This is a genomic window from Legionella maioricensis, from assembly GCF_023618015.1.
GTDB lineage: Bacteria > Pseudomonadota > Gammaproteobacteria > Legionellales > Legionellaceae > Legionella > Legionella maioricensis.
In genome coordinates, this window is record NZ_JAJKBJ010000037.1 from 1 (window position 1) to 18853 (window position 18853).

The window sequence follows — 18853 nt, forward strand, 5'->3', positions numbered from 1 at the left end:
CAATGCCAATGGCAAAGAGTCTACAGTCAATACCCGCCGAGAAGGCAAATACATCGTAGTTCATCGTTTAGCCCCACAATTTACTCTGCGTCAAGGACGGCTCACAACTTCCGTATTTAATACTCAAGAAATTAATCGCATTGCTGCAAACAGGAGACCTCAATGACATCAGACAACCAAACGCCTGAAGGTGTAGGCAATAGAATTAAAGTGGCTAAAAAAGACAGTCATATGAAATGGAAAGACCGTATTCTATGGATTGGTATGATTGCCCTGTGCGCTGCAATTGCTTTAAGTGGTTTTTTGCCCAAGTCCCATAGTTCACAGGCTTTAGAAGAACGAGAAAAACAAAACTCAGCCTATGCTCTAAACCAAAATCTTGAGTTAATCGCTTCATTAAAAGAACAAAACAAATCGCAAAGCGGCTATCAAGGCGGTAATCCTAATTATCCGCCGAAATTGCGAAATGCTACTCAAAATTCGGTGTCCAAAGAAACCTTAGCACGGATGAATGCACCGTCCACCTTTTTTAATACCAATGGCACGGAGTCCTCAACCAGTACATCAAAAAACACCAAAGAACAAAACAATACCTTAACCGGACACGATGCGAACTCACAGTTTTTAAATCAGCAAAGTGACATCACTACAGTATTTGCCAAGCGTTTGCCACATCCCAATTGGACAGTCCCTGCCGGAGAATTTATCCCTGCAAACTTAGAAACAGCCATCAACGCAGAATTAGCGGGTATGGTCAAAGCAATCACGACACAAAATATTTACTCCTTATCAGGGCATCGTTTATTGCTTCCCAAAGGCTCGTCAGTAATTGGGCAATTTAATACCGCCATCACTCAAGGCCAACGCCGTATTTTTATCGTCTGGAATCAAATTCAACTAACTGATGGGGTTAAAGTTACTTTAAACAGCCCGGGCAGTGATGCCATAGGCCGTTCAGGCGTTGCTGCGGATTACGTTGATCGTCATTTCTTTGAGCGCTTTGGTAGTGGTGCTTTGCTATCAGTCCTAGGTGCCTTTTCCGCAACCGGAGGCGTTCACGGCCAAGATGAATACAACTCAATGTCTCAATACCGGATGAATGTTGCAGGCTCATTCCAGCAAGCAGCCAATCAAACACTACAGCAAGACATGCAACAAAATACCACCCTACAAACGAATCAAGGGGCTGAGATTAAAATCTTTGTCGCCCATGATTTGGATTTTTACCGTGTTGCAGGAGCACGTTAAAATGAATGGTCTTAAAGCACAGTGTTCGCCCGGGTCAACCGGGCTTTTAGCCCCTCTTTATGAGTTTTTAAACGATACTCAGGTTTCTGAAGTATTAATTAATCGGCCACAAGAGGTTTATGTAGAACGTGCCGGAGTTTTAGAGCGGTTTAATATACCTGTTCTTACCACTTCATATCTACGCCGATTGTTTGCGCTGATTGCTAATGAAAACAAGCAAACGCTATCAGAAAACTCCCCTATTCTATCGGGTAACTTAAAAGACGGCTCGCGGGTGCAATTAGTCATTCCGCCCGCCTCTCTTTATGAAACCCTCTCCATTCGGAAATTTACTTTAAAGCAGGTACGGTTTACAGAATACAACGAGCAAGGCTTTTTCTCTCTTGCACAAGGTGTGGGCTTGGATGAGTCCATACAGACGAGCGGGGAGATTTACCTGCGTGAGTTATATGATGCAAAAAATTGGCATGAGTTTATTCGTGAAGGCATCATCCATAAAAAGAACATCATTATTTCAGGTGGCACTTCGTCAGGAAAAACAACTTTTCTAAACAGCTGTTTAAGCGAAATATCTCTGGATGAGCGGCTTATTACCCTTGAAGATACCTATGAAATAGACAGTCCTCACCCTAATCAAGTAAGACTCAAAACATTAAAACAGACAGGAGACACAGCATCCCATCTGAGCATGCAGGATTTAGTACAAGCCACCCTAAGGCTTAGGCCTGACCGCATCATTATGGGGGAAATCAGAGGCAAAGAGATTTTTGATTTTGTTTCTGCATGTTCCACCGGACATAGCGGCTCAATAGCGACTATTCATGCGAACAATCCCAAGGTGGCCTTCATGCGCATGGCGCAACTCTATAAATTAAATCAAGTTGCAGGGATGACGGAAGCCGACATTTACGCAGTACTCCATGAGGCAATAGACATCGTAGTGCAACTACAAAAAACAGCCTCTGGGAGACGTTTAGTGGAGGTGTATTATAAACACGCGTAATCAAAAAGTAATATACCTACTGCTTCTCATCATGTCACTTCAGACAACGGGTCAAATCGCTTTGTTGATGACAGGAGTATTGGACGTTGCCACGCCATTAGTGATTCCTGAATTAATCCATCATGGATTTTTAAGTGAACTTGGTATTGCCTTCGCCATCACCACCTTAGTAGCCCTGTGCTGTATAGGCTATCTCAACAAAGGACTCTATCGTTATTTAGCATCGATAGGCTCTGTTGGCTTATTACTTAGTGCTGGATTATTTTTACTAGGATACGGTGTATTTGGCTGGCTTTATCTTAATGAACTACAACCCCTATCAGGTCTGATGGATTTAGCATGGCAACGCCACCAAGAGAACAAACTTTGGTTGGATTTTTTAAAGACTGAGGGAAGTGTGTTTCTTGTTGGCTTCATCGCGCTAAGCCTTTTTTTATTTAATCGGCTTAGACCGGAAAAGAAAGTGCTCGGTAATGCCCACTTCGCCAATGGTATTGAAGTCAATAATGCCTCGTTTTTTAAACATGAAGAGCAAAGCATCATTATTGGTAAAAAATACGGGGCACCTCTGTATTCCAATGGCTTTGAACATGTTTTGGTTTTTGCACCAACGGGTAGCGGTAAAACGCGCAGCATTGGCATACCTAATCTCTTTAATTACCCCTATTCGGTAGTCTGTAATGATGTGAAACTCACCTTGTTTCAAGCAACATCAGGCTTCAGACAACAAGTATTGGGGCAACAATGCTATTGCTGGGCACCCTCCAATGAAACGCGACTAACCCATGCGTATAATCCTTTATCCTTAATCTCTAGTGATAAAGTCCAACGCCTTACTGATATTCAACGCATAGCGCACATTTTAATTCCTGATAATAAAAAAGCCGATCCCATTTGGCAGCAAGCCTCGCGAAAACTATTTAAAGTAGCCGTTTTATATTTGCTCGATACGCCAGAGCGCCCCACCACCTTAGGTGAAATTAACCGTCTAATCAAACAAGCTGGATTTGATAACTGGTTGGCAGCACAACTCGAAGAAACTGAGCATCTTGACCCTGAGTTTTACCGCAATGGATATTCGTATCTTAATAATCATGAAAAAACCAGAAGCTCTATTTTGGAAACCTTTTCAGGATATTTTGAGTTATTTGACGACCCGACCATTGATGCTGCAACCCGGAACTCTGACTTTGATTTGCGCACTCTTCGCAGCAAACCCATGACTATTTATGTGGGATTTACCGATGATGACATGGAACGGCTCTCGCCCTTACTCACCTTATTCTGGCAACAACTCATTTCGGTGATGATTAAAGAAATCCCCGACCCCATTAAAGAACCCTACCCGCTATTATGCCTCATCGATGAGTTTTCCTCTTTAGGAAGAATTGAACGGCTCAGACGCTCACTTAAATTACTTCGTGAATACCGTGTGCGCTGTGTCTTGATGATGCAATACATTGCACAAACCTATGAACAATACTCTCAAGATGAAGCCAAGGCGTTTACCAACATCAAAACCAAAATCGCTTTTGCAACCGAAGACCTTCAAGATGCGGAATACGTCAGTAAATTACTCGGCACAAGAACTGTTAAGGTTGCGGCAGGTTCATCGAGTACCCAACATCAAGGCTATTCGGAATCGAAAAGTTATAATTATCAGGCTATTCCCCTTTTACGTCCTGATGAGGTGATGCGTTTACCCGAACAACAAATGCTGATTATGCGCACGGGACATCCACCCGTCAAAGCAAGCCAATTCATTTGGTACCAAGACCCGGCAATGAAACAGCATCGTTATAACCCGGTAGCCGTTCCAAAACAGGCAATCCAACATCATCCCTTTATTCGACCCATAACCGTTAAACAATCCTTTCTGGAGGCATTAGAAACCTAAATGAAAAAAACACCCCGGCAGCCTACTATGGAGGAATGGTTGCTTGATTCGCTGCATGGAGTGCACGATGGGGAGGAAGATGAGAATGAAGCGCTTAGACCAGAGCATTTCATCAGCTCATTAACCTACGAATACGTAAAACAACTACAACCTAAACAACGAAGCTGGTGGGTTGAGCACCATTTTCGCAAAAGCATGTCCCAATCGATTTGGCCTCGTATTTTAATCGCACGATGTCGTGTGCTCATCACTCATGCCCTACCTTTACTAGCAGATGGGCATTGGGCGATTATGGAGGTGATACTCAACTCCTTACGCACGGTAATGCAGTATTTAGGAATTCTTCTTCATAGCATCAGATTACTGATGAATCTAGCCTCACTAGCCAAACCACTATGCAACCAATCTTTACCATGGGATGAAATCCAACATACCCTATCCGATTCATGGTTCGAATTATTTATCGATACGCATAGCCTCACGTCTGCCTTTCTACCTGCTAGTTATTTAAAAACCACCTGTGTTTTTTCACTGCTTGAATTAGGAATGTTTATTCTTCGGGGCTGGCTTGAGCTGTCGAAACTGGAAGGATTTAAACTCTCATTTAAAGAGCAATTAGCCAACAACGCATTGTCTGAAGCCCATGTCCTGGAGCTACATAAGACAGAAGCTCATGCCAAAGCCCTGTATGGCCACCAATATAAAAAGCTAATGCTTAATGTCACGGTGTTGTCTCTATCGACATCATTATTCATTCTTAAATCATTTGTCTTACCCTCACTCTCATTAGCTCTGGTAAGCAACCCAATAACACCCCTAATTTTTGCCATTGTGGCGTTATCTCTTTCTCTAGCCAATCATTATTTAGGTCAATATATAGATAATGAAAAACCTAAAATAAAGATGAGCCAATTATCAGGTCGGGTATCATTTTTTAAAGAGAATGCCCCTGCTCTTTCAAACGATTCGCCCGTTCGTGAATCGCCTTCGCAATCTTTGGAAGATTCTTTTGTAAGGAGCTCACCAACTCTTTGTTAGTCATAATGGCTGCCGCAGTCTCACCTAGCTGTTTACGATGCTGCTCGCCTGTATAGCCCTGTATTTTAGCGCTTTGAACATTTAACCGTTCATACTGCGCTAAAACAGGATGTTCCTTGCAGAGCATGTGCCAAATTTTTTCTCGTTGAAGTTGTTGAACTTGCTTGATTCGAGTGATGAGTATTTCAGGAGACTTATTATAAGCTTTGGCTACAGAGTTAAGATGATATCGGTCTTTTTGGATATCAATCTGAGCCACTTGTTCAGCCAGTTTCTCTGGTAGGCTCTCTCCCATAGGTATTTGAGCCAAAGTCGTTAGGGATTGATAGCGCTCATAACGTTCCGCATAGGGTTTTATCACCTCTAATCCTTTTAGAGTAATACCCGTCAGTACCTTTTGTTCATTCACCACTTGAGCAGCACGTTTATCTCGCTCAAGACTTTGTTGATACAAGGCTTCAAAACGAGGATGCTCTAATTGCTTTTTTCCTCGAAGAGCGGCTTCTTTCTCAACCAGCCTAAACTGTTTTCGCAACTCGGCAGCCTCATCCAGTAGTTGTGCTATTTTATGGCCAAGAGTACGGGATTGCTGATAGTGTTTATTCTGGGCATTTAATTTTTGCCTATTAAGATAACGTTCATAATTCACAATGTAATTCCATTTATCTTTAATCAAATGAGCCGCTTGTGTAAGACGATTAATCGCTTTACCAATCAGACTATCAGGCTCAAATCCTGCTCGCATCGCAAAATCTAATGGCCAGTCAATTACATTATCCTTAGTCGTACTGCGCGATAATGTTTTAATAAGCGCATTTAAATCAGGATGATGATGTTTACTGGTATAAAGATTTAAAGAATCTCTGTGTCGCGTCATCGCAACAAATGCCAAGTTCTTATCCCAATAAGGACTATCAATTAACACACTGGCATGATTAATCGTCATCCCTTGAGATTTATGAACGGTTAACGCATAGCCATAATCAATAAAGGCATAAGTCTTAGGAATGACGACCTTTTCTCCACTATCAAGTAGCGCATGTAATTCATTCGCATTAATCCGGGTAATGATTGCCAATTCTCCATTACGAATACCTAATTCCTTATTATTTTGACGAAACAGAATTCGCTCACCTAAGGCCAGTTGTATTTTTTTCGCCCCATTCTGCGACCGATACTCATACTGCTCTCTCTGAACGAGTCCTTGCTCTTGCAACACCACGCGCGCCTTAAGATTAAGCAACTCCACTGAAGCCTTAGTAAAAGCTAAAATAACGTGTTCTTTAATCGATTCGGTGGTTTTATTTTGCTGCCATTGGTTAATAAGAACATGTACCGCTTCATCACACTCATCAGCAAAGTGAATTGCTCCTTTTGAGGAATAGTGATTAATCGCATCAGCGACTTGCCCATAAGCCAGAGCAAGACTTGCCTTTCTATCGTTCAAATCTCGCTGTCGTTTAATTTGCTCTAATTCAATATAACCAATTCGCGCCGCAATGCCTCTGAATATCTCCCCTTTATTAATTGGTTTTAATTGATCTGGATCACCCACTAAAATGATCTTGGCTCCCGCTTTGTTTACTGTTTCTAAAAGATATCCCATGCTTGAAACATCAACCATCCCAGCTTCATCAACTACTAATATATGCTCTTTAGTTAATGTGATTTGATTAGTACGTAAGCGATAAATAAGCGATGCAATGGTTGAGGATGGAATGCCTGTCTCTGCTTGGAGTGCTTTTGCTACTTTACCTGATAAGGATGTTCCTATGACTTGATAGTTAATGGACTCATAATGCTCTTTGAGCGGCTTTAATAAATAGCTTTTGCCAACTCCGGGACGCCCAATTAATACGTTAATATCGCATCCCTTAGCAAGGTATTTTATTGCCTCTGCTTGTTCATCATTTAACTGATAATTCTCAATCAAAGCATCAAGTGAGGCATTACTCACATGAGTAAAGCGCGTATACAATTGCTCTACATGATTTAATAAACTCCCCTCTCGCAGGTAATGCTCTTGAGTCGTATAAGAATCAATGCCTCGCTCATTTTTACCTAAATAAACCACGCTATGATGCGCTAAAGTCTGAGCTACTGAATTTAAATATTCATTGCTATGCTGTGTATGCTCAAAAGTCTTAAATACCAAACGTTCAATGTCACGCCGCGTAAATACGCTGTGCGCTTGCATTATTTTTTGTAAAAACACTTCGGGATTAGAGCGTGCAATCTCAACACGTGCAGATTTAATTAATTGATTTTCTTCTGCTTTGTAGTGTTCCATTTCATTACGAAATCGACCCGCATGCCGCTCACTAATGATGTGATTTAAATCCACTGATAATTCGAGTTGATGCTCTATGAAATAATTATTTTGGCATTCTCGCCAACGCTCACCCCAATAATCTTGTTCTACGATAAATCGTTTGGCAAAGACAGGATTCAAATCACGTGCTTTATAACGTGAAAATTTATTATGTTCCAATCGCCTTGTGGTCGTAAGAATATGTGCATGCGGATTGCCATCTCCGTGATCATGAATCGCAAAATCAACAGGTAAGCCTTGTTCAACAAAATAAGCCATTGCAAAGCGCTTTGTTAATTCGAGGTGGTGCTCCGTAGAAAGCTCTTTAGGTAAAGCTAAAACAATGTCCTTACAAATCTGAGCATCGCTTCGTTTCTCAGCTAACTCCACCTGATTCCATAAGAATTCGCGATCTTGATACTCAAGGGAGCTGCCATCAGGCAAAAGAATTTCGGAAAAAACAATGTCATTGCGTTTGGAATAATCGTAAGTAATGCCTGTGCGTTTATCATAAAGTTTGGATGCGGTTCGGTAGCTACTGGCAGCAAGTGCGCTATGACCTTTGGCACGTGAATGAATCGAGACTTGAGCAAAAGCGATGGCCATGAACCTTATCCTTCATGTTCTGCTCCATCGTCGCTGTTTTAAGAATGAAATACCTATCCATTAGCAGTATTTCATCATTGTCTTTAATGACTTTAGCAAACATTCGAAAGAATGTATATTGCGCCCTTGCTATTCGCTTTGGGACTTTGAATTTCGCTGCGCTCAATTTATTGATAAAGACCTCTTGCTTTTACAGATCTGGCATTGTACGCTGAATCTGTTAACTCATTTGCGGAGAAATGATTATGTCTACGAAGACAGTATCGCAAATGGAAGCAGTACTCTTGGATAGAATCAAACAGGCTAAAATCAAGCTAGAGCATTTACAGCAAAAGCATAAACTTGAAATTGGTACCCTTGCCTACAAACACGGCCTGCATAAATTTGATATTAAACAATTAGACTCGGCATTTTTAAAGCTCGCTAAGGAGTTATCTCATGGCGCTGCTTGAGGACATTGAAAAAGAAAAACAAATGATTACTCGTTGTGAAAAATTGCTTGCCTTAGATAAGCTTAAAAAGCGCCGAGCTGATACACGACAAAAAATTGAACTGGGTGGCTTAGTAATTAAGTCAGGAATTAACATCTACGAAAAATCAATAATTCTTGGTGGCCTAATATATATTTCTACATTAATTAAAAAAGACACGGACTTCGTATCCTCTTTAGAAATACTAGGAGACAATACGTTTATTACGTCTAAAGATTGTAAAAATAGATTATGATTTTTAAATAAAATTGTATTAAGGAAGATGGGACCTTTCACTCGTTAGATAAATCGATGTAATTATGATTTTTATCCAGTATAAATGTCAGATATATGCTGTAGGGATATTTTATAATGCAGTTATCCGTAGTATATTAATTTTAGCTTATGAACAGATTTGCTATCGTGTTTCGCGATATATTCATTCAATGTTGGATGCTTTGCTTCCATTACGCTTTCAGTATGCAGCAGTTAGTAGAGGTATACTTGTTATTGCATAAGAGTGTTCATAAGCTTATTAATTTAATTACATTGATGGGAATATGGGATACTTAGAGAGACTAAAAGCCGCATCAACTATTCAGGATCTTGCAGTCCTTTTAAATCTTAAAGCCTCTCAATTATCATATGCACTTTTTATATTACCCGATGAAAAAAAATACACACAATTTGGAGTTCCGAAAAAGGCAGGCGGAGAAAGAATAATTAATGCACCCCAAGAAAGACTTAAACATATTCAAAGATCCTTAGCAGATTTACTCCAACATTGTATTCTAGAAATAGAAGGCTCCAAACCCCAGCCTAATCCTAGACCTTTATCGCATGGGTTTAGAAAAAAGACAGAAATTAATTCTAATAGAAAAAATACTATTTCTTTTGGCATCCATACTAATGCCCACAATCACCAAAATAAAAAATATGTATTAAATTTTGATTTATCAGAGTTTTTCAGCTCATTTAATTTTGGACGAGTACGTGGTTTTTTTATCAAAAATAATGATTTTAGGTTGCATCCAGCAGTTGCCACTTTAATTGCGCAAATCGGGTGTTTCAAAAATGAATTACCACAAGGCAGTCCGTGCTCCCCAATTATAACTAATCTTATTGCACATATTCTTGATATACGGCTAGTTCGATGGGCAAAAAAAAATAGATGTTCTTATTCGCGCTATGTTGATGATATAACATTATCTACAAATCAAGAAATGTCGGAAAAATTAGCTACACAATCAGATGGGTTGATAAAATGGAGCCTAAATAAGAATATTGAAAATATTGTTGCACGTTCGGGTTTTCAAATAAACCCATTGAAAACCCGGCTTCAAATCCAGCTTTCACGACAAATTGTTACTGGTCTCGTAGTAAATAAAAAAATTAACGTTAAAAATGAGTACTATCGTTCCGCTAGAGCAATGTGCCATGCTCTATTTAGCACAGGTAGTTTTTTTTTATTAGGAGATCAATCTAAGTTTGGGACCTTACAGCAACTTAACGGAATATTGGGATATATATATTTTATAAAACAAAAAAATCATTGTAATGGAGGATCTTGTCACAAAAAGACAGCCATTGAACCGCATAACATAACTAACCTTTATTCTCGATTTCTATATTTTCGCTATTTTATTGCGCTTGAAAAACCATTGATTATCTGTGAAGGTAAAACAGATGTTGCCTATTTAAAAATGGCAATAAAGCAACTTAAAAAAGAGAGTAAATATCATCTCCCACATCAAATTGATTTTTTTCATTTTACAGAACGAATTAGTGAAGTTATGCATATCAATGCTGGTACAACCGCACTGAAGAAATTTATAGAAAGCTATAAGAAAAATATTGCATTTACAAAAATGATTCCACGAAACCCTATTATTGTGTTGCTTGATAATGATAATGAAGCAGGCAATGTGGTGAAATGTTTGGAGAATAAATTTAAAAAACCTAATGTAAATTATGATCGGAACAAAAACTTTATTTATTCTGTTATAGAAAATCTTTATGTTGTGTTACTACCGATTAAAAAACAGCAGGGAAAGAAAGAGCAAAGTCTAATAATAGAGAATTTCTTCGATCCATCGGTATTAAAAATTAAATTAGGAAAAAAAGTATTTTCTCCTGAAAATGGTAATGGTTTTGACTCACAAAGGCACTATAGTAAGCAAGTATTAGTAGAAAAAATCATACGACCTAAACAAGACACAATTAATTTCTCACTCTTTAAGGCTATTTTTGATTTAATAATGGATGTAATTGAACAATACAAACCCATTAATAAATAGTATGTTATTTATTCCCCAGTCAGCCCAATAGATTATAAGCTAACAACGTTTTGGCAGTGGCGCCAAATTTTCTCATATTAACTTCTATGAGATTAGTTCTTTTAATTTCATTATTTGGATATAACAACTTTTTAGAGCACATCACTTAATAGTTTCATTTCAGGTTTAGTAAATGCATAGTCGATTACACGTTCAAGAACGTGAATATTTGATTCATTAGCATAGGATAAGGTTACAAATGTATTTTTAGAATTCTTCATACCAATACAAAAATTACCATCGGAACTCCACACATTAACTTGATCCCAGGAACATGAGATTAACTCACTACCCCCGAAGAATTTAGTCTTGTAAATAGTTATTCCATCATCTTTAATTATGGAATTTCCCCACTTGAACTCTTTCCCCCCCTTTAGTGAGTGAAGAAGATCTATGGATAACCTGACACCTACAGCACGCCACAATTTATCAATGAAAGTAGAGTAAATTTCCCTGCGTCTTAAATTAATTATTGCTTCAGAATTGTTATCACCAAAAGCTATTGTATAGTTTGTGCCCGTAGGAATTCCATTTATCGAGTTCTTAACTCCTCCCCAGCGTATCCGGGTAATAGCATCAAGTGCATAGTGTTGATTTTTCCAAATGATCCCGTCAGGTGATATACTTAATATTGTCTTATTAATAAGACCAATCTCTGCTTGATAAGAAATCTCACGCTCAAACTCTATTTCTTCATTTTGTTTCTCTTCTTCAATTTTCTGAATTAGTTGCATTATCTCATTACTGTTAGAATAAACTCCTTTAACAAGGAAATTAATTCTATTTACGCAATCAGTAGTTCCAAGCTCTGCCGCACAATGCAGAAGCAAATATGCTATTTTATTTATAGATTCATTTTCTAAACCTCGAGATTTTGCACTTATTAGGATTGGGTAAATTACTCGTGACCAATTCATCACCACCGTTTCTAATTTATCGAGTATTGGGCCTATAAGGTTTTTATTAGCTATCTTAGATTCCTTTGCAACTTTTATAAGTTGGGTAATATTCTCCTCTTCCTCCTGCAAAAACTCTTTGCACTCTATTTCATAACTATCTATTAACTCATCTATCAAAGAAGGTGCATGAATTTCTCCATCATTTGTACTTTTGCTTACTATTGATGTAATAACCTTTATAAGGGATAAAGGATCTAAGCGATTTAATCCATCTTTGATAACAGTTTTGTAATATTGGTTTTGTTCCGCGAGAACTTCTACAATTTGTTCTTGTTTAAGTATTTTCGGAAAACCTGATATCAAACGATCTTCATTAATATCTCGCATAACATCCTCAATTTTGATCTGATCAATGAGATATACGAATTGGAGAATAAATTCCGAAACATCTTCTGAATCATCTTTTATATCTATAGCATAGAATACAGAAGCTAAAAGATTGATATGTGCTAAAACAGGTATTCCAGACTCTGAACGAATGGACATTGGATCACTCAATAGCTGTTCAATAAGCAATGAGGCTTTCCCTGGTGAAACTCCAGATAACCAAGCTAACTCAGCACTTAATCTGTTTCTTGGATGGGTTAAATCAGAACGCGCTTTTTGACAGAGATAATGATCAAATTCTAAAGATTTTTCTTCAGTCAACTGGACTATTTTTTTTCTATCATCGCGAACATTAACATTTAGAATGAAAAAAGGATTTCTTTGTATACCAGAATTCATAAGAATTCGTTTCCGCTCAAAAATATTCGGTATTATGTTTCCTATTTCATTACTCATACTGCCCCCAATTAGTGGTTCTCTCAATATTTAATGTTCATTCATCTCAAACTCAAAATGTTGTAAATTGAGAGTTCCCTTGAATAGCTTAAAATTTAACTTATATTGACTGGCAAGTTTGACCCAACTGCCTAAAGCCACGTAAACAAGACCAGTTATGGCCTGTATAATCAATCTCTGCATTTACAGGTAGTTTAACAGGAGAACACCCAGAACCTCTTTGGTAGTAGCCCCTTTTACAGGTCCAGTTATGCCCTGTGTAATCAATTTCTGCATTTGATGGTAGTTTCACAAGAGAACACCCAGAACCTGTTTGGTAGTAGCCCCTTTTACAGGTCCAGTTATGCCCTGTGTAATCAATCTCTGCATTTGATGGTGGTTTCACAAGAGAACACCCAGAACCTGTTTGGTAGTAGCCCCTTTTACAGGTCCAGTTATGTCCTGTGTAATCAATCTCTGCCTTTGAAGGTAGTTTCACAGGAGAACACGCCGAACCTGTTTGGTAATAGCCCCTTTTACAAGTCCAGTTATGCCCTGTGTAATCAATCTCTGAATTAGGGGGTAGTCTAACAAAAACACACTCAGAACCGATTTGTTTATACCCTCTTTTACATGTCCAAGCATGGCCTGTGTAATCAATCTCCGCATTAACTGGCATCCGAGAAACTATTGTTTTCTTTGTTATAAGCCGCTTATTTTCATATTGATTTTTTCTCTTTTTAGCAGCGATTTTAAGATTTTGATTTATTTTATAGTTTCTTATGATTCTTATTTTTTCTGCATTCAGATTTTCTAGCAAGCGGGAATTGGCAAGTCCATCCATCTGTACTCCTACATCATGTTGAAACTGGATAATGGAAAGTTTAGTTTGTATACCCATTTGCCCATTTGGAGTACCTATATCGTATCCCAGCTCTTTGAGCTTTTTCTGAATTTCTAAAATTAAAGACACATTGATTAAAGGTTTATTTTTTGCCAATGAATTTACGGATGGCCTTAAAAAACGGGCAATACCTTCTGAGAAAATTTCACTACGATATGCTTCAATTTCAGATTTAGCAGTATTTAAATCTCTTTGATAATACCTATAACTACCACAACGACTATTATAATCATTTACTATTTCATTAAAGCGTTGCACATTAGAGTCGATGAATTTATCAATAGAATCTCGAGCGGCATCAATACGAATTCGTTCTGCAAGACACCACCGAATCTGAGGAGTATCAAGATAGTTATTCCTCCCCAAGAAAGGTTTTTTTTCTGAAGGACGAGCTGTAGAAGTTGATAAAGAACTATAGTTCTGTTGCTGTTGCTTGATAGTCTTTTTCTGTACATATGTTTTATTTGTAGACGGCTGGCTAGCGATTTTGTGGGAACTTGTATTTTCTTGAGACAAGAAAAATAATATACCGAATGTTACAATTAGGGCAATAACATTCATTGGATCAGACATGAATCGCCGAATAGTTTGCTTCATTGATTTTTGCTTACTTATGCTTATAGGCTCAATATGCTCCCCTTCAGGGATATCAGTATGAGTATTTGTCTGGGATTCAACTGTTTGTATTGTTACTTCAATATTAGATACCATTGATGATAACCCAGAAAATCCGATCTTTGATTTATCACTGTTGAATTCTTCAATAGCCAATTTTTCTCTCCTCAAACAGAACTTGTGAGCTATTGTTTTTCATAATTTTTCTCGCAAGGGCGATTTATTTAGGGCAGCAAGAAGATGAAACTGACTTAATTGGTCTTTTCCTGCACGTGCAGCCAAGCGTGCACCTTCTCTAACTACAAAAGCTACATCGGATAAAGGTCTGCCTATAAGCATCTTTGCAATAGAGGCCAGATCTACATTTTCATCTTTTGGTAATGATAAAAGTATTTTATTTAATAAGGATAAAACATCAGACTCACTGGGATAGTCTACTTTGAGAATATGATCGAATCTTCCTCGTCGAAGTATTGCTGGATCAATCATATCTATTTTGTTAGTCATTGCTACGATTAATACTTCATTCTTAATTGCCTCAGGAATGCGCTTCAAAAACTCTGCTATTTCTTCAATTCGATGTTGTCCATCTGCCCTATCTCGATCTACTAAAAATGCCTCCATCTCATCAATAACTAAGATAGATGGAGCATATTGTATGGATTTGTCAAAAATATCGGCAATTTTTTTGCTAGTCTCATGAATATACGGACTGGCTACCGTTGATGCATCAACTTTAAAACTAGGCCAACCAAGAAATTCTATTAATTGATCCACTGCATGTGTCTTACCACATCCTGTGGGACCATGAAGTATAACGGCGGATGGGAAGCCAATTCCAAATAATTTATATCGATCTTTATTTTGAATAATGTCAACGATATGTTCATTTATGAAGTTTTCTAATTGATGGCGCCCAGGTAGTTCAAATCTTTTATTATTATCCCCTCGTGCTATATCTTGATCATCTCGTGAGAAGTTTTGATTAATTAATACTTGCGGAGATAGTGAATTCTTTTGCAAGTTAGAGATAGTATTTTCGGAAACATCAAATCCACTAGCTTCTATAATATCCCTAACATGCGTAGCTTCAAGCCAACTTAATGCCTGACACAATCCTCTAAAATATTTGACCGAAATATTAGCACCTCCAGTCAACCAGCTTCCTAGAATTAATTCATCATCCATATGATCATTTATGGTATAAGTTGGTAACAAGCGATTTATACACTCGATGTATATGGCATCTTGAAGAGATACTCCCGGCAGAATATCCCTTGTTACCTTAAATGCTTGCGCAAATGAAAGTGCTTCACTTTTTGAATTTGGGGACTTACCTGATAAGACAGGATATAAAGCCTGATTTAAACTGGATGAGATCAAACATAAACGTTTATTATCAAAATCAAAGTGTATTGTCGATCTAGGTTCAATTAATCCAGAATCTATCCACCGTAAAGATAGACAATCATCAGCTAGTAATACTCTAACACCACATTTGGTTTCTATTATCTGCCACCCTTCCCCTTCAAAGAGTGCTTGTTGGTACTTCTTTCCATCAGGTAGCAAAAGACCATTTGGTAACCAGGAATCAATTACCATATATTAAACCCTAACAATATTTGCGCCAGCTATCATTTCTGATTCATCGTCAGAATCAATACGAATTGAATCAAGTTTGTTAACAACCTTACGCAATTTTTCAATGTCATTAGCTTTAAGAGCTTCTGTACCCATAATTACTAATTGATTATGCTCACCAGCATCTGCAAATAGATGGGTATCTTCTGATAGCCATTTAAATCGATTAATTATAAACCAATCTTGCCGCCACAAAATTACAAAATTTCTATGTCGAAGTTCCGATATGTGTGCTTCGAAATCGCCGCCATTATTTTCAATTACACGTAAGGTGGTTCTTACAAGATTATCATATGAAGATTCTTCAGATGGTCGAGCATGCTCTCTTACTAAATCATCAAAGAGCTTTAAGACGTTGTCTAATTCTAATCGCCGAATGTCTTTTAGATGTTCTTTACGTATGATTGCTAGTAACCGCTTGACCTCTTGAACATTATCCATAGCCTGCTTAATCGTCTCAGGATCACTTTCATTTGATTTCAGTGCTTCATTTCGATTTAGCTTTTCACGTGCTTGATCTAAACGAGGCTCATTAATCTTTGATGACATTTCCTCTATACGCTGCATAACATGACTAGATTGCGACTTAACCAACTTTAATGCTTTTGTATAGTCAATTTGCCCGTCTTGACGAGAATAAAAATTCCGTCCGCTGTGAAATAAACCACCAATAGACGGAACAGTAACTTCAATAACAATATTTCCTGAATCCAAAACCTCATATTCACAAACCAAATCAGCTCCTGCTGCGATCATACCTTCCTCAAAATCAGAACCTTTAATTTCGAACATACCGATAAAACGGTTATCACTAACTGGGTCTGATATACCTCCTTCCCAAATTTTGAATTTTATCGAATCGGTACTTCCAGCCGTTAATGATTCTGAAGCTTTAAAAAACTTTTTCCCTTTTTTAGGTAAATGGTCACCTTCAAGTACTAAGTATTCTAAAATTAAACGCCCACCAATTTTTTCTTGTGCCTCTACACCAATAGAATGTGAAGCTGGGATAGCATCAATGCTTGCTGCAGTTCGAGATATAATAATTTTATTTTGAATCAAACTTATTGACCCACCACTCCCATCAAATACGAATATTTTGAATGTATTTTCCCCAGGTTTTGCTAGATTAAGTTCGAGCGTCGCTCCATCTTCCAACCTCATACGCCCTGACGACCAACCGGTGTCCATACTATCAATTTGAAATTCTGACCCAGAAACAACTTGTCCATCCAATTTTGCAATAACTGTTGCTTTATAATCAGGTGTTCTTGCAATATAGTTAAATGATAGATTAAGTTTCCCCCCAGTAGTTATTGTTCCTCTGGCGTTTTTTCGTCCACGACTTTCTGAATCCCAATCGATGGATTCTGCAAAAACTGCTGCCCCTTCCGCAACTGCTGTCATAGGATTTACATCTGTAGACGCTGCAATTCCTAATTCGAAGGAAACTCTATCTCGAAGAGGTTTATACTGAGTTGGTCCACCCACAAATACAATTCTTTCTATATCATTAGGGCTTAATCCTGCTTTATCCAATGTATCTCTTGCAGCATGAATTGACTCATTTATTTTTTCCTGAATTAACTCATCAAGGAGATTTCTTGTAAAAGGTATATCAACATAAATCTCCGCTCCACTTTCATCAACAATGCCAATATCGGTTTCTGTGAGGCTAATAACAGTTTCATCTTTAGCTGATAAATCAATTTTTGCTTTTTCTGAGGCCCAAAGACACATTCTTAATAAGGTTTTGTACTTTTGATTACCACCTAAATCTTCAGGTAAATCGAAGTTAGTAAAAAGCCAAGGCTTTACAATATTATCAAGGATCGCTCGATCAAAATCAGTTCCGCCGCACATAGCCACACCGCCATGAGCTAATAAACTGACTCTTGAGCTAATACTTTCTGCGATAGCAATATCTAAAGTACCACCACCTAGATCAAAAACAAGAAAAATACCATCTCCTGTTCTTTGTTTCATGACACTCATAACCGCTGCAACAGGCTCTTGCATTAAAGCTATTTTTCCTAATCCTGCCATTTCAGCTGCAGCTAATGTGGCATCTTTTTGCATTTGATTAAATGAAGCGGGAACAGTAATTACTGTCCCGGTGTCATCACTATTCCTTATTTCTTCAGGGAGATAACCAAAACATAATTTAATAATTTCAGCAGAACAATCTTCTGGTGTAAAAATCAAATCGACTGCACTCAGCTTAATAGGGGTACTTGTGCCCATCATTCGTTTGAATTTTGTAGCAGCATTATCTGGATTTTTAGCAGCATTATCATAGGCACGCTGCCCTAAATATTTATTACCTCGTCTATCAACAAATATGGCCGACGGTGTAACATCATTTTGTTCTGGACTCTTATACAAAGTAACTGATACACCATCATAAGAACAAATAGCACTATTAGTTGTGCCTAGGTCTATTCCAATATATTTCATAAACTCACCTTTCGAAGTATAACTATGCCTTGTCGCTTAAGCCCCTCAGTGCTCATAATGATAGGCTCTACCATTTGTTCTATTAATAAGGAATCATCAGGAGCAAAGTCCCCTAAATTCAATGCTGATGCTGCAATACCTGGATCGAAGGGCTGTCCTTCAACATTGACGATTCTCAAATTGGCCGCATCTAGATTTTCTTCAAGCTTTTTTTGAAAGTATCGTAGTTGGTTAATGTAACGACCCGACTCTCCAGCATCTAGCTTATTTATAATTCGAGTAAATAATCGTGTAATTCGCCAACTTTCTACAGCCATATCAATTAATGATCGTTCAACTTGTAAATATTGGTTTGTATCAAAAGCCGTCATCTATTTTCCTGAGGTTTTCCAAAAGTGCAGACCTAGCCATTAATAAATTTTAAATAACCAGGCATTTTCGAAGTTTCTATCTGTTTAAGATATTTTTATTATTGAGTTATACTTGAATCAGAAACAATCTATTTTAAACCTATTACTGCGCAATTGTTTATAAGTTATTGGTCATATTATGATCATTTGCGCAATCCTACGAAATGAATAAACTCTTGTCAAGATAAAAGAAAAC

The 18853-nt window shown here is 37.9% G+C and carries 13 protein-coding genes; 7 read left to right on the top strand and 6 right to left on the bottom strand.

Going from position 1 to position 18853, the window contains the following annotated elements; genetic code table 11:
- Positions 1-162 precede the first annotated feature (162 nt).
- Genes LOX96_RS16710 through LOX96_RS16725 form a run of 4 tightly spaced genes read left to right on the top strand, consistent with a single transcriptional unit; the run spans position 163 to position 5186 of the window.
- Positions 163-1248 (top strand): TraB/TrbI/VirB10 family type IV secretion system protein, encoded by a 1086-nt coding sequence (locus LOX96_RS16710; RefSeq protein ID WP_250420672.1) that lies wholly within the window; start codon positions 163-165, stop codon positions 1246-1248.
- A 1-nt stretch (position 1249) separates the two neighbouring features.
- Entirely contained in the window at positions 1250-2251 is a 1002-nt protein-coding gene (gene virB11, locus LOX96_RS16715) for a P-type DNA transfer ATPase VirB11 (RefSeq protein ID WP_250420670.1), read from the top strand.
- 31 nt (positions 2252-2282) lie between these two features.
- Positions 2283-4148 (top strand): type IV secretory system conjugative DNA transfer family protein, encoded by a 1866-nt coding sequence (locus LOX96_RS16720; RefSeq protein WP_250420668.1) that lies wholly within the window; start codon positions 2283-2285, stop codon positions 4146-4148.
- Entirely contained in the window at positions 4149-5186 is a 1038-nt protein-coding gene (locus LOX96_RS16725) for a hypothetical protein (protein ID WP_250420665.1), read from the top strand.
- Here LOX96_RS16725 and traA read toward each other — a convergent pair.
- The gene (gene traA / locus LOX96_RS16730; protein ID WP_250420662.1) at positions 5083-8103 is read right to left on the bottom strand and encodes a Ti-type conjugative transfer relaxase TraA; all 3021 of its coding nucleotides are present in this window, start codon (positions 8101-8103) and stop codon (positions 5083-5085) included. The genes LOX96_RS16725 and traA overlap by 104 nt on opposite strands.
- Before the next feature lie 245 nt (positions 8104-8348).
- Here traA and LOX96_RS16735 point away from each other — a divergent pair, with 245 nt between their 5' ends.
- The 3 genes from LOX96_RS16735 (at position 8349) to LOX96_RS16745 (ending at position 10870) form a co-directional block, all read left to right on the top strand.
- The gene (locus LOX96_RS16735; RefSeq protein WP_250420659.1) at positions 8349-8555 is read left to right on the top strand and encodes a hypothetical protein; all 207 of its coding nucleotides are present in this window, start codon (positions 8349-8351) and stop codon (positions 8553-8555) included.
- The gene (locus tag LOX96_RS16740) at positions 8542-8829 is read left to right on the top strand and encodes a conjugal transfer protein TraD (RefSeq protein ID WP_250420657.1); all 288 of its coding nucleotides are present in this window, start codon (positions 8542-8544) and stop codon (positions 8827-8829) included. The genes LOX96_RS16735 and LOX96_RS16740 overlap by 14 nt, the downstream gene beginning before the upstream one ends.
- Before the next feature lie 304 nt (positions 8830-9133).
- Entirely contained in the window at positions 9134-10870 is a 1737-nt protein-coding gene (locus tag LOX96_RS16745) for a retron Ec67 family RNA-directed DNA polymerase/endonuclease (protein ID WP_250420654.1), read from the top strand.
- Between the two features lie 131 nt (positions 10871-11001).
- Here the strand turns inward: LOX96_RS16745 and LOX96_RS16750 are convergent, their stop codons facing one another.
- From LOX96_RS16750 to LOX96_RS16770, 5 genes are all read right to left on the bottom strand, one after another.
- Positions 11002-12651 carry a hypothetical protein gene (locus LOX96_RS16750; RefSeq protein ID WP_250420651.1) on the bottom strand — a complete coding sequence of 550 codons (1650 nt, stop codon included), beginning with the start codon at positions 12649-12651 and terminating at the stop codon, positions 11002-11004.
- Positions 12652-12751: 100 nt separating this feature from the next.
- Complete coding sequence (locus tag LOX96_RS16755; protein WP_250420648.1) at positions 12752-14305, bottom strand: peptidoglycan-binding domain-containing protein; 1554 nt, start codon at positions 14303-14305, stop codon at positions 12752-12754.
- A 39-nt stretch (positions 14306-14344) separates the two neighbouring features.
- Complete coding sequence (locus LOX96_RS16760) at positions 14345-15751, bottom strand: ATP-binding protein (RefSeq protein ID WP_250420646.1); 1407 nt, start codon at positions 15749-15751, stop codon at positions 14345-14347.
- Between the two features lie 3 nt (positions 15752-15754).
- Positions 15755-18247, bottom strand: a complete 2493-nt coding sequence (locus LOX96_RS16765; RefSeq protein WP_250420643.1) for an Hsp70 family protein — start codon at positions 18245-18247, stop codon at positions 15755-15757.
- Positions 18244-18618, bottom strand: a complete 375-nt coding sequence (locus LOX96_RS16770) for a hypothetical protein (protein ID WP_250420640.1) — start codon at positions 18616-18618, stop codon at positions 18244-18246. The genes LOX96_RS16765 and LOX96_RS16770 overlap by 4 nt, the downstream gene beginning before the upstream one ends.
- Positions 18619-18853: the final 235 nt, after the last annotated feature.

Bases quoted from the DNA above. Each gene is read 5' to 3' on its own strand.
- LOX96_RS16710 (WP_250420672.1), top strand. From the start codon at position 163: ATGACATCAGACAACCAAACGCCTGAAGGTGTAGGCAATAGAATTAAA.
- virB11 (WP_250420670.1), top strand. From the start codon at position 1,250: ATGAATGGTCTTAAAGCACAGTGTTCGCCCGGGTCAACCGGGCTTTTA.
- LOX96_RS16720 (WP_250420668.1), top strand. From the start codon at position 2,283: ATGTCACTTCAGACAACGGGTCAAATCGCTTTGTTGATGACAGGAGTA.
- LOX96_RS16725 (WP_250420665.1), top strand. From the start codon at position 4,149: ATGAAAAAAACACCCCGGCAGCCTACTATGGAGGAATGGTTGCTTGAT.
- traA (WP_250420662.1), bottom strand. From the start codon at position 8,103: ATGGCCATCGCTTTTGCTCAAGTCTCGATTCATTCACGTGCCAAAGGT.
- LOX96_RS16735 (WP_250420659.1), top strand. From the start codon at position 8,349: ATGTCTACGAAGACAGTATCGCAAATGGAAGCAGTACTCTTGGATAGA.
- LOX96_RS16740 (WP_250420657.1), top strand. From the start codon at position 8,542: ATGGCGCTGCTTGAGGACATTGAAAAAGAAAAACAAATGATTACTCGT.
- LOX96_RS16745 (WP_250420654.1), top strand. From the start codon at position 9,134: ATGGGATACTTAGAGAGACTAAAAGCCGCATCAACTATTCAGGATCTT.
- LOX96_RS16750 (WP_250420651.1), bottom strand. From the start codon at position 12,651: ATGAGTAATGAAATAGGAAACATAATACCGAATATTTTTGAGCGGAAA.
- LOX96_RS16760 (WP_250420646.1), bottom strand. From the start codon at position 15,751: ATGGTAATTGATTCCTGGTTACCAAATGGTCTTTTGCTACCTGATGGA.
- LOX96_RS16765 (WP_250420643.1), bottom strand. From the start codon at position 18,247: ATGAAATATATTGGAATAGACCTAGGCACAACTAATAGTGCTATTTGT.
- LOX96_RS16770 (WP_250420640.1), bottom strand. From the start codon at position 18,618: ATGACGGCTTTTGATACAAACCAATATTTACAAGTTGAACGATCATTA.